This window comes from Litorilinea aerophila, from assembly GCF_006569185.2.
In the GTDB taxonomy this organism is placed as follows: Bacteria; Chloroflexota; Anaerolineae; order Caldilineales; family Caldilineaceae; genus Litorilinea; species Litorilinea aerophila.
Window position 1 is genome coordinate 15,478 of the sequence record NZ_VIGC02000003.1, and the last position, 15,031, is coordinate 30,508.

Sequence of the window (15,031 nt, forward strand, 5' to 3'; positions counted from 1 at the left end):
CTAACGGGAGGAACGTCTTATGCAACGCTCGTCCAGAATTTCCCTTTTCCTGACTCTGTTCACCGTCCTGGCTGTCCTGCTGGCCGCCTGCGCCACAGTCCCGGCGGCGCCCACGGGCAATACCCAGGCGTCCGACACCCAGGCCGCCGGTGAATCCACTGCGGAAGCCCCGGCCCGGGAAGGGGGCTTCGTCATCGGCGTTAGCAACACCCTGGTGGGGAACGGCTGGCGCGAACAGATGATCTGCGCCATCAAGGCCGAGGCCCGGGCCAGCGGTGTGGTGGACCGGGTCGTGGTCGTGAATCGCAACGGCGGCCCCACGGAACAGATCGCAGACCTGGAAGGGCTCATCTCCCAGGGCGTGGATGCCATCATCCTCAATCCCACGGACCGGGAGGGCCTGAACGCGGTGATTGAGTCCGCCATTGCCCAGGGCATCGTGGTGGTGGCCGTGGATCAGGCCGTGACGGCCGAGGGCGCGTACATCGCCACCAATGACCAGGTGGCCTACGCCCGGCTGGGCGCCGAGTGGCTCTTCGAGAAGCTGGGTGGCTCCGGCAAGGTGGTGGAGATGCGGGGCATCGACGGCGTGCCCGCCGATACGGACCGGCATAACGGTTTCCTGGAAGCCCTGGCCAAGTATCCGGACATCGAGGTGGTGGCCGAAACTTTCACCGGCTGGGACCCCTCCACCGGCGCGCAGCAGGCCCTGGACTTGATCACCACCATGGAGATCGACGGCATCTGGACCTCTGGCATCGACTACCCGGTGGTGGAGCAGTTCCAGGCGGCCAACGTGCCCTTCGTGCCCATCGTCGGCGCGGACAACAACGGCTTTATCAAGCAGCTGCTGGAGCTGGCTGACCAGGGCCTGGTGGGCGCCGCGGTGACCAACCCGCCCGCCATCGGCGCGGTGGGGACCTCCATCGCCATCGACGCGTTGATGGGCAAGAACCCCCCCCGAGAGACCATCCTCACCCCCAAGGTCTTCTCCACCGACAACCCCGAAGAGCTGGAAGCCCTCTACGCGCCGGATGAGCAGCCGGGCTGGAGCACTTACGTGGATATTCCTCCCTACACCCACTACAACGGCAGCGCGGATGTCTCCGCCTGCAAGGGGCCGGGCGAGTAGGGCATGATGGGAATGGGTAACGGGTGATCCGTAGGGCGGAGGACCAGGGACGGCATCGATGTAGTCGTCGAGCCGTCCTTATCGGTCCTCCGTCTTCTGTTCTCCGTCTTCCGTGCTTCGTCGTCCGTCGCCTGTCCAACCACGACTCAAGGAACGAGACGATTCCCATGAGCGATCCAAATCTCCTGCTGGCCACATCCGGCATCGCCAAATCCTACGGCCCGGTGGTGGCGTTGACGTCCGTGGACTTCGCTGTCCGCCCCGGCGAGATCCACGCCCTGTTGGGCGCCAACGGCGCAGGCAAGAGCACCCTGGTCAAGATCCTGGCCGGCGTCCAACCGGCAGATGCCGGGACGGTCTACATCCGGGGCCGGCCCGTCCATTTCCGCACCCCGCGCGAGGCCATGGCCGCGGGGGTCGCCACCGTCTTTCAAGATCCATCCCTCATCCCCGACCTCACCGTCCGGGAGAACCTCCGCCTCAGCGACGTGGGCGAGGAGACCTTCCGGCGCTGGCTGGACCGGTTCGACCTGGGCGCATTGGATCTGGATGCCCTGGTGCGGGAGCTGCCCCTGGACATCCTGCGCATGGCGGATTTGGCCCGGGCCCTGGCCCGGGAGCCCCACGTGTTGCTGCTGGACGAGATCACCGCGGCCCTGACGGCTGAACAGGCGGAGCGGATCTTCGCCCTGCTGGCCGACTGGCGGGCGCAGGGGCGTTCGGCTGTGCTCATCACCCACCGGCTGGCCGAGGTGATGCAGGTGTGCGATCGGGCCACCATTCTGCGGGATGGCCGCAACGTGGCGCTGCTGGAAACCCGGCAGGTGAACGAGCATCGGCTGGTGGAGGCCATGCTGGGCGCGCCGGCGGAGTCCACTGCGGCCGCGGCGGGGCCTGCCAGCCGGGCCGACCGCAGCCAGGTCGCCTTTGAGGTGCGGGGGCTCAGCGCCGGCGACGCGGTGCAGGATGTCTCCTTCTCGCTGCACGCGGGGGAAATTTTGGGCCTGGTGGCCCTGGAAGGGCAGGGGCAGGATCGGCTCTTCGAAGTGCTGGCCGGCGACCGGCGTCCCTCGGCCGGGGAGATCTGGGTGAATGGCCGGCCTCGCCGCTTTGCGTCTCCTGCGGATGCGGTGCGGGATGGTGTGGTCCTGGTGCCTGGCGACCGGCTACTGGCGCTGCTCCCTAACCAGTCGGTCCACCATAACCTGGCGCTGCCCCTGTTCAACCGGGTGACGCGCTGGCTGGGCATCCCAGCCGATGAGCCCCGGCGTGTGGCGGAGGCCATCCGCCGGCTGGCCATTGATACCCGCGCCGCCTCTCAGGTGCGTCGGCTGTCGGGCGGCAACCAGCAGAAGGTGGTCATCGGGCGCTGGCTGGTGGCCGGTTTTCGCACCCTGCTCTGCTTTGACCCGACCCGGGGGATCGACATCCAGACCAAGCGGGAGATCTATGCGTTGCTGCGGGAGCTGGCTGCCAACGGCGCTGCCATCCTCCTCTACACCAGCGAACTGGCGGAGATCCCCCTGGTTTGCGACCGGGTGCTCGTCCTCCACGCGGGCCGCATTGTGGACGAGCAGGACGCGGCTACGGCGACCGAGTCTTCGTTGCTGACGGCGGCCCACGGCCTTTCCTACGAATCCTTCCACGAATCTCGTCCTGATGGGCATGATGTTGAGGTGTTGGCATGACGGTTGTCACCTTGTCGGGCCGTGGCCCTTCCTGGGGGCGGGCCCTGCTGCGCAACAGTTGGGTATTGGGCGTCTGGCTGTTGCTGGCTGTGCTGCTCTTTTGGTACTCCACCCTTATCCCCCGCTTTGGCCAGTTCCAGGTGGTTTCCATCAGCAAAAATAGCCTGCCCCTGGTCTACCTGGGTGTGGGCCAGGCCATCATCGTCATCGCAGGTGGCATCGACCTGTCCCTGGGGGCTCTGTTGTTGTTGGGCAATGTGCTGGCTGCTCGCTTCATGGAAGGTCAGCCCATGGGCGTGGTCCTGGCTGTCGGGCTGGCGATTGTGGTGGGGCTGGCCGTTCTCAATGGTTTCACGGGCTACATCATCAGCGTCTCTCGGGTGCCGGACATTGTGGTGACCCTGGCCACCAGCTACATCTGGTCGGGCCTGGCCCTGTGGATCCTGCCTTCGCCCGGCGGGGGGACGGCCCCCGGCTTTCGCTTTCTCTTCACCGGCTCGCCCTCGGGCATCGGCGGTGTCTTCTACATGCCCTTGCTCATGATGGCGATTCCGGTGCTGGGGGTCTTCCTGTTGTCCCGGCGCACGCGGTTGGGGCTGAGCTTGTATGCGGCCGGCAGCGATGCCAACGCGGCCCGGCTGGCCGGCCTGGACGTGCGGCGGGCCAAGATCGCCTCCTATGCCATTGGCGGCGCCCTGGCTGCCCTGGCCGGCCTGGCCACGGTAGCCATCACCGGGACCGGCGACCCCCGTTTCAGCGTGGGGGCCAACGCCACCTTGAACAGCGTGGCCGCGGTCGTCCTGGGGGGCATTGCCCTCACCGGCGGTGTGGGCAATGTATTGGGGGTGGTGGCGGCTGCGACCATCCTCATCATGCTCAACCCCATCCTGAGCGCGGTGGGCATTGATCCCAACAGCGCCCAGGTGATCCAGGGGGTGTTGATTGCCGGCGTGATGATGGTGGGTGGACTGGTAACCATTCTGCGGGAAAGGGCAACATGAACGAACCAACCGTATCGGCCCGGGCGAGTACGCCGGAGCGGGGAAGGGCCAGGTCTGGCCGACGATGGCGGGAACTGGCTGCCGAACATCCCACCTGGGTGCTGACCGGCGTTCTGGTTTTCCTCATCTTGTTGACGGGCAGCATTCAGCCCAACTATCTCTCCGTGAGCGGTGCGCGCAATACCCTGTTACAGGCCGCGCCCCTGGGCATCCTGGCCGGCGCCCAGACCTTGCTGATGCTCACTGGCGGCATCGACCTGTCGGTGACCATGATTGCCACTGGCTCTGCCTACGTGGCGGCCAACCAGTCGCCCAATGGCGCGGCTGTGGCCATTCTTCTGGGGATCGCGGTGGGTCTGATCGCGGGCAGCGCCAACGGGGTTGGCGTGGCCGTTTTCCGGGTGAATCCCCTCATCATGACCCTGGCCATGTCGGGGATCCTGTTGGGGCTCTTCACCGCGTGGACCCAGACCATCCTGCAGGGTTCCACCACGGTGGCGCCGTTCATCAAGCTGATGGGGGGTGGCTCCTTTTTGGGCAACCGCATCCCCTACAGCGTGGTGGTCTGGCTACTGGTGGCGGTGGTGCTCATCTGGCTGCTGCGGCGGACGGGCTGGGGGCGGCTGCTGTATGCGGTGGGGGACAACGAAGTGGCGGTGCGGCTGGCGGGCGTGCGGGTGTGGCAGGTGCGCATCAGCGCGTACGTGGCTGCGGGCGTCCTGAGCTCCATCGCGGGGATCCTGCTGGCGGGGCGCACCGGCGCGGTGGATCTGCAGCTGGCCAACGCGTTTCTCCTGCCTTCGGTGGCTGCGGCGGTGATCGGCGGCACCTCCATCTTCGGCGGCGTGGGCCGCTACGAGGGAACCATTCTGGGCGCGCTGATCTTGAGCGTGCTCAACTCCATGCTGACCTTTCTGAACGTGGGGCAGGCCATCCAGCAGATGGTCTACGGGTTGATCGTCCTGGCCCTGGCCTGGGGCTATGCGGGCCTGACCCGGCAGAACTGAGGGAGAGGGATAAGGAGGAGAAAATGTCAGGCACCAAGTCGCAAAGCGAAAGGATTCCGAAACAGGTGGAGCCGCGCTACCTGGAGATTACGGCATGAACCGATGCGGTATGCCGGGAACACCTCAACGAAGAGATTGCGTATGAGCGAGGCCTGATTCCGTACATCCCGGCAGAGCGTGAGGGTCAGTAAACGATCCACACCGATTGCCAGGGGCCTTCGCCCCGAAAACCCACCGGAGCAGACACTGCCCTGCGGCAGGCTGCGCCGGGGTACGGATCACCGTCTGCATCTGCTACCCCGTAAGGAGCTCATCGCTATTCCAGAGGCCAAAGATGAATGCTGATTCCTATTCTATGTCTGATGTGCTCTCCCAATACGTTGCAACACACCAGGTATCTGAAGAGCTGGCGAACATATTAGTGGAACTGGCAACGAATGGCATCCCGCCTGAAAACCCCCAAGAATTGATAAGTAGGATCAAGCTATTAAATAGGATCAAGCTATGGCGCGAGACCGATTACAATCATCAAAGCCAGGTGCTCGATATGGTTCTCTATTACATAAGGACCTGCATTCGAGACCATGAGCTATCCCAAGTTGAAATGGACGATCTTCAAGACCTCTTACTCCTTTTTCGAGTTAGGGAGGGCGATTTCTACCGACTTCGGCGTGGCGAAGTCGTCGAGTTACTCAAGATGGAGGTGGGCCGGCTCATTTTAGATGGACATCTGGAGGAGGAAGAGGACTTTTATCAGACACAGCTACAAAAGGTGTTAGGGTTAAGCTATGATCAATATGTCGGATTGACCAGGGATTATGTGATGGAAATCCTGGAGATAATAAGTGCATCCCCCCAGGCTGACCCACGTCAGATCAGAATCATTAAGACAGCGTTTCTGATTCCACACTGAGTTAGGAAGATGCCGTCCGTAGAATGTATGCCTGAAGCGTATCTATCCTCCTAGAGTTTTTCTTCCCCCTGGCATTTGCCCTATCCGGTTCTGTCTTCTGTTAATGTCAACCGTTGAGTATGAGCCCGAAGCGACGGGAATGTCACTCCGTTTATGGCAAATCTCAGGTTTTTCCCCGAAAGGTTGGCACGCCGTGACGAATGAAGTTCGCCCACCTCAACCAGGGAAACGCCGGTTGCTGCGAATGATATTGCTGCTATCTGCGCTGGTGACGTCGCCACTGCTTTGTTACGGCGCGATTTTGATGGCGGACCTTTTGCCCTCCTCGCTGTTGCCCTCTGGCCTCGATTTTTTTGTGAACCTTTTCGAAGCCCGGGCGGAAGTTCAGAACAGAACCGGGGAGACGCTGTATGTTACCGCCATCACCACCACGTATGGGCGCCCCATGGTCATCTCCCAAAACATAGCGTTCCGACAGCGAGATATTCCACTGCAGCCAAACACGTCGGTCGTGCTGACATATGACTCTGCGGATTTGCCCCTCTCTGGCATTGCAGTATGTCGGGTAGGGGATGACTGTAGACTATTGGTCGTTAACGGCACGGGCAGGTACTCTGTGGATTCTGTTGAAACTTTATCGCGGTTAGATCCGGGCTGGCTCGCTGCGATCCGGTCACATCCCCTGTACAATGACCGCGCTGTGCAAGCTCTTGCCCTGAGCCTGCTGCCGATCCTGTTGCTCTTCGCCTCGTGGTACGTTGGCCGCCTGGAAAGACAGATCGCAGGTTAGTACCCAAATCCTGGCCTCCGGTTATTGGGCCGGGCAGCACACCCTTTTGTCGAGCCCCCTTTTTACACGAAGGAGCCACTCCCATGAATGCGGACGAATTACGTTCCATCCAGGCCCCGCTCAAGGACCGCTACCGCCAATCCCCGGATGCCGCGCTGGTCACGTTGCGGGCCCAGGGTCGACTCGCCGAAGGCGTGAGTTGTAAGATCGAGACCGGTAAAGCGCTTGTGACGGCCGGCTTGCACCCGGCCACCGGGGGGAGTGGGCTCCATGTCTGCTCGGGGGATATGCTGCTCGAGGCCCTGGTTGCCTGCGCAGGCGTCACCCTCAACGCAGTGGCCACGGCCCTCGGCATCGAGCTGCGTGATGCCTTGCTGCAGGCCGAAGGCGATCTCGACTTTCGCGGCACCCTGGGCGTGTCCAAGGAGGTTCCCGTCGGCTTCCAGAATATCCGCCTCAAGATGACGCTGGACACCGATGCATCCGATGAACAGTTGGCCACGTTGCTGCGCCTGACCGAGCGCTACTGCGTTGTCTACCAGACTCTCCTATCGTCGCCCACGGTGACCGTCACGCGACAGCGTGTTGACGCCTGAGGGCAGCGCCGTCAGCTGCTCACGCCTTGTCCCATCGACTATCCCAACACGCAACCCACCAACCCAATGAGGTGCCATGATGCATACAATGTTTGAGGAGAGCCCATCCCCTGGTTGCGCTTTGCACCCCGTTTTTGCGTAGATTCCACATCCTGGTAGAATGGATGTCGTCAGCGGCTCTCCTGCCATTCCACCTGTGGCAATCCCGGGATGTGGCGCGGCCCCCCAGTACCTTGTTGGATTTCACCGGTTCCATCGGCGCACTCCAGATGCGATCCAGAATGGCGGCCGGTGTTGCACAGCTACGGCCTCGCTGCAGCCCGGAAAATGACAGTCCGGCGTAATGACCATGGCAGAACGCGGCAACATGGCCCCCGGACAGAACCTCGTCGAATTCTGCGTGGATTCCTGCCGGGGGTGGTTACCCTTGTGCACTGTGAGCCACTCCAAACCAGCCAATCAAAAGGGATCATATGCCGATACCAAAAGTCATAGGACAACCTGAGTCGACCCAGCACCTCCTGATGGGCATCAATGCACTGGCGGATCTGTTGGCGCCGACGTTGGGGCCGGTGGGTGGCGTAGTGGCCAATCAGCGGGACCACCAGCGGCGCCCAGAGCTGCTGGACGATTCGGCCACCACGGTGCGCCGGATCCTGAACCTGGGCGATCCCCGGGCCGATGTGGGCGCCATGCTCATGCGCAGCCTGGTCTGGCGGGTGGTCCAGCGGGCGGGGGACGGCGGCGCCACGGCCGCTATCCTGGCCCGGGCCATGTACACCGAGGCCATTCGCCTCATCTCCGCGGGCGCCAACCCCATGCGCCTGGCCCGGGGCGTCAACCTGGCGGTGGACGCAGCCACCCAGGCCCTGAAGCAGCAGGCCCGCCCGGTGACCCACGAAAACGAGCTGGCCGCCGTGGCCCTCACCGTCATCCGGGAGCCCGCCCTGGCCGCCGTCCTGGGCGAGATGAGCTACCTCCTGGGGCCGGATGCCCACGTCACCATCGAAAAATACGTGGCCTCCTACCTCCAGCAGTTCTACCACCCCGGCGCCAACTACCGGGCCCAGATCGCCAGCATGTACCTCTACACCGATCCCATCCACAAGCGGGCCATCATCCCCGGCGGGCTCATCGCCCTGGTGGATGGCAAGCTGGAGAATGTGGACCAGATCGCAGCCCTCCTCAATGCCGCGGTCAAAGCCGGCAGCCGGGCCCTCACCATTGTGGCCGGCCACTTCAGCGAAGATGTCATCGGCGTGATGACGGCCAACTGTCAGGCTCAGGAAAAGGACGAGAAAAAGAGGCGCAACAAGCTGGCCCTGGTGGGCGCCAAGTTCAAGGATGTGGGCGAGGCCCGGCGGGCCGCCTACGATGACCTGGCCCTCCTCACCGGCGCCACCGTCCTGGGCCGGGGCTGGACCAAGCCCGTGGAGCAGGTCCAGCCTGAGGACCTGGGCAAGGTCCAGCGGGTGGAAGTGGACGCCGACGCCATCCACGTGGTGCCTGAATGGCAGACCTCTGCCCAGGCCCAGGCCAAGGTGGCGGAGCTACGGCGCCAGCTGGCTGCCATGCCCCTGGACGACGAGGATCGCCCGGTCCTGGTCAAGCGCCTCTCCGCCCTGAGCGGTGGCATGGGCGTCTTGAAGATCGGCGCCGAAAGCAAGCTGGACCGGGAAGTGCGGGCAGAAAACGCCGAGCGCACCCTGAAGGTGCTCTCCAAAGCCCAGCTCAGCGGTGTGGTCCCCGGAGGCGGCGCGGCCTACCTCCACTGCATTCCCGCCCTGGATGAGCTCCAGGCGGAGGACGACATGGCCTTTGGCGTGCAACTGGTGCAGCGGGCCCTGGTCGCACCTCTGCGCCAGATCCTGGAAAATGCCCACGTCTCGGCCCCCGGCGTGGTCATCGACCAGGTGCGGCAGGCCGGCCCCACCGCCACCTATGACGTCTTCAACAGCCAGGTGGTGGACGCCTTCGAGGCCGGCATCCTGGATGTGACCGACGTGCTCATCACCGTGCTGCAGACCGCAGCCAGCGGCGCCATGATGGCGACCACCACCGATACCATCGTCTACCACCGCAAGCCTCAGGAAGCGTTGAGTCCATAACCATGCCTATCATCCTGTCCCTTTCCAAAAATCAAGATACCCTCTGGGCCGCGGGGCCCGAAGGCCTGTTCCGCGTCACCGACGCCGGCCTGGAAGCGGTCCCCCAGCCCCAGGAACACCTCTACTGCTGCTGCGCCATCCACGACCGCATCCTGGTGGGCGGCCTGCCCCACGGCGTGGCCTACAGCCTGCAGATGGGGGAGAACTGGCAGGCCGGCTGGATGGACAACGTGGAGGCGCCCGTGGTGGCCCTGGCGCCCGATCCCCAGGTGGAGCAGAGCGGCGTCCTCCTGGCTGCCACCGACGGCGGAGGCATCCTGCGCACCACCAACCGGGGCCAACACTGGTACCTGCGCAACTTCGGCCTGCGCAGCTTCACCGTCCTGGCCCTGGCCTGGGCGCCGCCGGCCCCGGCCGACGCCTGGCCCCGCTGGCAGTACGTCTTCGCCGCCACCGAAGAGGGCGTCTACCATTCGCCCAACGGCGGCCGGGGCTGGAAGCGCAGCGAGTGCCCGGAGGCCATCTACCAGACCCTGGCCGTGGACCCGGATTTTCACCGGACGGGGGTGGTGCTGGCCGGCACCGAAGGGCAGGGCCTCTTCCGCTCCACCGATGCGGGCCACTCCTTCCAGCCCGTGCCCGACACGCCCGCCCAGGTCAACGCCCTGCTGGCCACGCCCACGGGCTGGCTCCTCAGCGACGAGAGTCAGCTCTGGCACTCTGCCGATGGCCTCCACTGGACGCCCATGCCCGGCAGCCAGGCCGCGCTGGTCTTCCTGGCCGACGGCGAACGAGTCTGGGCGGGCAACGATGAGGGCATTACCACTGTGGGGCTGGCTGTGGAGATCTAATCCATGCAGACCCTGATCCTCCAGGAACCTGGCCACTTCCGCCTGACCGAAACGGAACCGCCGCCCCAGCCCGGCCCCGGGGAGGCCCTGGTCCGGGTGCATCGGGTGGGCATCTGCGGCACCGACCTGCACGCCTTCCGGGGCCGGCAGCCTTTCTTCAGCTATCCCCGCATCCTGGGCCATGAGCTGGGCGTAGAGGTGGTCGCCCTGGGCCCTGCCACCGAGACGGCCTCGCCCGGCAACCTGGCCGTGGGCGACCGCTGCGCGGTGGAACCCTACCTGAACTGCGGCCGCTGTGGCGCCTGCCGCCGGGGCAAGACCAACTGTTGCGAGCGCCTCCAGGTGCTGGGCGTCCACGTGGATGGCGGCATGCGAGAGTTGCTGGTGGTGCCCGTCCACAAGCTCCACAAGTCGGAAACATTGCCCCTGTCGCATCTGGCGCTGGTGGAGATGCTCTGCATTGGCGGCCATGCGGTGCGGCGGGCCCAGGTGGAGCCCGGGGAGCAGGTGCTGGTCATCGGCGCCGGCCCCATCGGCCTCTCTACCATTCAGTTTGCCCAGATCGCCGGTGCCGAGGTGAGCGTGCTGGAGCTGAACCCTGGCCGCCTGGCCTTCTGCCAGGAGCAGCTTGGGGTGGCCCACGGCCTCGACGGCAGCGTGGATCCCGTGGATGCGCTGCGGGAACGGCTGGATGGCGAGCTGCCCACCGTGGTCTTCGACGCCACCGGCAACGTCCACTCCATGCAGCAGGCCTTCCAGCTGGTGGCCAACGGCGGCAAGCTGGTCTTTGTGGGCCTGGTCCAGGCGGACATCACCTTTCACGATCCAGAATTCCATCGCCGGGAGATGACCCTGCTCAGCAGCCGGAACGCCACCGGCGAGGATTTCCAGTTCGCCATCCGCATGTTGGAGGAGGGCCGCATCAACGTGGCCCCCTGGATTACTCACCACACCACCCCGCAGGAGCTACCGGCCGTCTTCCCCACCTGGCTGGCGCCGGAGGCGGGGGTGGTCAAAGCCATGCTAGATTTCTAGTAAATCCCGGCAGAAATTCGCCGATCGTATCCATCAGAGCTAGTGCGCCCAGAGGGCACCTGGGATTTCTGCCGTGGTATTTACGCCAGACTGTACTAGAGGAGACCATGAGCACCACATCCTTTTTGAGCCAGTTCTCCCTGGCCGGCAAGACCGCCGTGGTGACCGGCGGCACCGGCGTCCTGGGGGGCGCCATGGCCCGGGGACTGGCCGCCGCCGGCGCCCGGGTGGCCATCCTGGGCCGCCGGGAAGACAAAGCCACCGAAGTCGCCGATGCCATCCGGCGGGAGGGCGGGGAGGCCATGCCCCTGCCCGCGGATGTGCTGGACCGGGAGCGGTTGACCCAGGCCCGGGATAATCTCCTGGCCCGCTGGGAGACGGTAGACATCCTGGTCAACGCCGCGGGCGGTAACGTTCCCGATGCCACCGTGGTGGGCGATTTGACCTTCTTCGACCTGACGCCCGAGGCCTTCCGACGGGTGGTGGACCTGAACCTGTTGGGTACCCTGCTGCCCAGCCAGATTTTTGGTCAGGTCATGGCGGAGAAGGGCCAGGGCAGCATCGTCAACATCTCGTCCATGGCCGCCCAGCGACCCCTGACCCGGGTCATCGGCTACGCGGCGGCCAAGGCAGCCATCGACAACTTCACCCGCTGGTTGGCGGTGGAGCTGGCCACCAAATACGGCGAGGGTCTACGGGTCAACGCCATCGCGCCGGGCTTCTTCATCGGCGAGCAGAACCGGGCCCTTCTTCTCAACCCGGACAACAGCCTGACGCCCCGGGGGCAGACCATCATCGACCACACGCCCATGCGGCGCTTCGGCGAGCCCGAGGAGCTGGTGGGCACCCTGGTCTGGCTTTGCAGCGACGCCTCCCGCTTCGTGACCGGGATCGTGGTGCCGGTGGACGGCGGCTTCTCGGCCTTCGGGGGGGTGTAACGATGACCGAGCTCCTTCCCTGGTTGGACCAGGTGGAACTGGCGCCGCCCCTGGCCGAAGAGGCAGCCGCTGCTGTGGCGGGCGCCCTGGGGGAGCTGGCTCAAGGCCAGGTCTACCCCCGTTCCCTGGCCGCTGCCCATGGCGGTCTCTTTTTTCTGATGCGCCGGGGCCTGGACAAATTCCTGGGCTGCCTCAGCGCCGATGCCGGCCTGGGGCAACGCTTCACCGGACAGCACAGCCAGGTGCAGGTGGATGGGCGCACCCTCCAGCTCACCGTAGCGCCGACCACCGGGGCCAATGCCGCGGCCCTGCGGACCCTGCTGCCCTACCTGGTGGCCCGCCCTCTGGGGCTGCGTAAGTCCGCCGGCTGCGGTGACCGCCTGGGCCTGGCCACCCCCGGCCACATACGCGCCCTGCGGGCTACCTTCGGCCGGGATGAAGACGCCGCCATGGCGCCCATCTTCGCCCAGCAGTCCATCCGGGAAAATGCCCGCACCGGGCGCACCCCCCAGGAGGTCATGGACGACGCCATGTGGGGCGTCTTCCAGGAAGGGTGGCGCGCTGGCTTCGGCGCCGACGCCGATCACCTCAAGACCCTGGCGGACGTGGACATCTGCGCCGCGGCCGGCTATACCTTCTACACGGTGGATCCGGGCGATCATGTGGACGATGAAGCCAACACCGCGGCCTTCCCCGCGCTGGAGGCCAGGGTGGATGCCTTGCCCTGGGACGTGCTGGACAGCTCGCCGGCCGACCTGGCCGCGCGGCTGGCCGACCGCCCCATCGACCTGGGCACCCTGAAGGTGACCCTGGATCGGGAGACCCTGTGGCGCGCGGCGGCCAAGTATGGCCGGGCCGTAGCCCACACGGTGACCATGTACCGCCACCTGGCCGGGGCCATGGGCGAGCGCCCCTTCGAGTTGGAGATGAGTGTGGACGAGACCGCCACGGTCACTTCCCTGGCCGAACACGTCTACATCGCCGCCGAGCTCCAACGTCTGGGCGTGCGCTGCGTGAGCCTGGCCCCTCGTTACGTGGGCACCTTCGAAAAAGGGGTGGATTACATCGGCGACCTGGACGCCTTCGAGCAGTCCATCGCCCAGCATATGGCCGTCTCCCGGACCTTTGGCCCCTACAAGTTGAGCCTCCACTCCGGGTCGGACAAGTTCAGCATCTACCCCATCGCCAGCCGGGTGGCCGGCGACCTGGTCCATCTGAAGACCGCGGGGACCAGCTATCTGGAGGCCTTGCGGGCCATCGCGGCCATGGCGCCCGACCTCTTCCGCCAGATCGTGGCCTTTGCCCGGGAGCGCTACCCCACCGACCGGGCTTCCTACCACGTCTCCGCCGAGCTGGAGAAGATGCCCGACATCGCCGGCTGGCCCGATGACCGCCTGCCCGAACTGTTGAACGATTTCCACGCGCGGGAGATCCTGCACGTGACCTTTGGCTCGGTGTTGAACCATCCTCCCTTCCGGGAGCCGTTCTTCACCGCGCTGCGCACCCATGAGGAAACCTACAGCGAAATGCTGGAGCGCCACTTCTGTCGACATTTCGCGCCATTCGCAGGGTAACTGGGGCTATCACGGCCGGGAACATCCGTCCGTGGTAGCCAGGGAGCCAATCCACCATGGAATCGGTCAAGACCATGCCCAGCGCCGGAACTGCCCCGGTGCCGCCGCCCGCCTTCCACGTGATGATGAAGCCGCGTGGCGCTATCTGCAACCTGGATTGCAAGTACTGCTACTTCCTCTCCAAGGAGGCCCTCTACCCGGGCAGCCGCTTCCGCATGGGCGAGGATCTGCTGGAGGAGTACACCCGCCAGTACATCGAAGCCCAGCAGGTGCCGGAGGTGACCTTTGCCTGGCAGGGCGGTGAGCCCACCCTGATGGGGCTGGACTTCTTCAAGCGGGCGGTGGAGCTCCAGCAGAAGTACCGCAAGCCGGGCATGCGCATCTACAACGCCTTCCAGACCAACGGCGTGCTCCTCAACGACGACTGGGGACGCTTCTTCCACGAGCACGACTTCCTCATCGGCATCAGCATCGACGGGCCGGAGGATATCCACGACTTCTACCGGGTGGACAAGGGCGGCCAGCCCACCTTCCGCCGGGTGATGGCCGGCCTGGAGATCCTGAAGAAGCACCGGGTGGAGTTCAACGTCCTCACCACCGTCCACGCGGCCAACGCCCCCCATCCCCTGCGGGTCTATCGCTTCCTGCGGGACGAGGCTGGCGCTCGCTTCATCCAGTTCATCCCCATCGTGGAGCGGGACAACGGCACCGGCTTCCAGGAGGGGGACCGGGTCACCGAACGTTCGGTCACCGGCCGCCAGTATGGTGAGTTCCTCTGCGCCATCTTCGACGAATGGGTACGCCGGGATGTGGGCCGGGTCTTCGTCCAGATCTTCGACGTGGCGTTGGCGGCCTGGTCCGGCCATCGGCCCGGCCTCTGTGTCTTCGAAGAGACCTGCGGCAATGCCCTGGCCCTGGAGCACAACGGCGATCTCTACTCCTGTGACCACTTTGTGGAGCCCAACTACCGCCTGGGCAACATCCAGGAGATTCCCCTGGTGGAGATGGTGGCTTCGCCTCAACAGCGCCAGTTCGGCCTGGACAAGCGGGAGACCTTGCCTCGCTACTGCCGGGAGTGTGAAGTGCGCTTCGTCTGCAACGGCGGCTGCCCCAAGAACCGCTTCATCACCACGCCCGACGGCGAGCCCGGCCTGAACTACCTGTGCGAAGGCTATCGGCTCTTTTTCAACCACATCGACCGGCCCATGCGCATCATGGCCGCGGAGCTGCAGGCCCACCGGCCGCCGGCCAACGTCATGGGCATCCTGGCCCGGGAGGAGGCGGAGCTGCAGCGGCGCCTGGCCCGGGCCCAACGCAACGATCCCTGCCCCTGTGGCAGCGGCCGCAAGTTCAAGCACTGCCATGGCCGCGGGGTAAAGGTCGCTTCCAGAAGCTGAC

Annotated in this window: 13 protein-coding genes; all 13 read left to right on the forward strand. The window is 65.1% G+C overall.

Annotated features, from left to right (window positions below; translation table 11 throughout):
- Positions 1 to 19: 19 nt before the first annotated feature.
- The 13 genes from FKZ61_RS02620 (at position 20) to FKZ61_RS02680 (ending at position 15,030) form a co-directional block, all read left to right on the forward strand.
- Positions 20 to 1,132: an ABC transporter substrate-binding protein gene (locus tag FKZ61_RS02620; RefSeq protein ID WP_141608522.1), complete on the forward strand. Its 1,113-nt coding sequence runs from the start codon at positions 20 to 22 to the stop codon at positions 1,130 to 1,132.
- A 167-nt stretch (positions 1,133 to 1,299) separates the two neighbouring features.
- Positions 1,300 to 2,820 carry a sugar ABC transporter ATP-binding protein gene (locus tag FKZ61_RS02625; RefSeq protein ID WP_141608523.1) on the forward strand — a complete coding sequence of 507 codons (1,521 nt, stop codon included), beginning with the start codon at positions 1,300 to 1,302 and terminating at the stop codon, positions 2,818 to 2,820.
- Positions 2,817 to 3,821: an ABC transporter permease gene (locus tag FKZ61_RS02630; RefSeq protein ID WP_141608524.1), complete on the forward strand. Its 1,005-nt coding sequence runs from the start codon at positions 2,817 to 2,819 to the stop codon at positions 3,819 to 3,821. The genes FKZ61_RS02625 and FKZ61_RS02630 overlap by 4 nt, the downstream gene beginning before the upstream one ends.
- Positions 3,818 to 4,828, forward strand: a complete 1,011-nt coding sequence (locus tag FKZ61_RS02635) for an ABC transporter permease (protein ID WP_141608525.1) — start codon at positions 3,818 to 3,820, stop codon at positions 4,826 to 4,828. Before FKZ61_RS02630 ends, FKZ61_RS02635 begins: the two co-directional genes overlap by 4 nt.
- Before the next feature lie 334 nt (positions 4,829 to 5,162).
- On the forward strand, positions 5,163 to 5,741 hold the full coding sequence (locus FKZ61_RS02640) for a hypothetical protein (RefSeq protein WP_141608526.1): 579 nt from the start codon (positions 5,163 to 5,165) through the stop codon (positions 5,739 to 5,741).
- A gap of 193 nt (positions 5,742 to 5,934) precedes the next feature.
- Positions 5,935 to 6,531, forward strand: a complete 597-nt coding sequence (locus FKZ61_RS02645) for a hypothetical protein (protein WP_141608527.1) — start codon at positions 5,935 to 5,937, stop codon at positions 6,529 to 6,531.
- 83 nt (positions 6,532 to 6,614) lie between these two features.
- Positions 6,615 to 7,127: an OsmC family protein gene (locus tag FKZ61_RS02650; RefSeq protein ID WP_141608528.1), complete on the forward strand. Its 513-nt coding sequence runs from the start codon at positions 6,615 to 6,617 to the stop codon at positions 7,125 to 7,127.
- Positions 7,128 to 7,651: 524 nt separating this feature from the next.
- Positions 7,652 to 9,235 carry a TCP-1/cpn60 chaperonin family protein gene (locus tag FKZ61_RS02655; protein ID WP_170199141.1) on the forward strand — a complete coding sequence of 528 codons (1,584 nt, stop codon included), beginning with the start codon at positions 7,652 to 7,654 and terminating at the stop codon, positions 9,233 to 9,235.
- A gap of 2 nt (positions 9,236 to 9,237) precedes the next feature.
- Positions 9,238 to 10,086, forward strand: a complete 849-nt coding sequence (locus tag FKZ61_RS02660; RefSeq protein ID WP_141608530.1) for a sialidase family protein — start codon at positions 9,238 to 9,240, stop codon at positions 10,084 to 10,086.
- A gap of 3 nt (positions 10,087 to 10,089) precedes the next feature.
- Positions 10,090 to 11,121, forward strand: a complete 1,032-nt coding sequence (locus tag FKZ61_RS02665) for a zinc-binding alcohol dehydrogenase family protein (protein WP_141608531.1) — start codon at positions 10,090 to 10,092, stop codon at positions 11,119 to 11,121.
- A gap of 107 nt (positions 11,122 to 11,228) precedes the next feature.
- Positions 11,229 to 12,059 (forward strand): SDR family oxidoreductase, encoded by an 831-nt coding sequence (locus FKZ61_RS02670; protein WP_141608532.1) that lies wholly within the window; start codon positions 11,229 to 11,231, stop codon positions 12,057 to 12,059.
- 2 nt (positions 12,060 to 12,061) lie between these two features.
- Entirely contained in the window at positions 12,062 to 13,633 is a 1,572-nt protein-coding gene (locus FKZ61_RS02675) for a tagaturonate epimerase family protein (RefSeq protein WP_141608533.1), read from the forward strand.
- 56 nt (positions 13,634 to 13,689) lie between these two features.
- Positions 13,690 to 15,030 carry an anaerobic sulfatase maturase gene (locus FKZ61_RS02680; protein WP_211358384.1) on the forward strand — a complete coding sequence of 447 codons (1,341 nt, stop codon included), beginning with the start codon at positions 13,690 to 13,692 and terminating at the stop codon, positions 15,028 to 15,030.
- The last annotated feature ends 1 nt before the right edge of the window (position 15,031 follow it).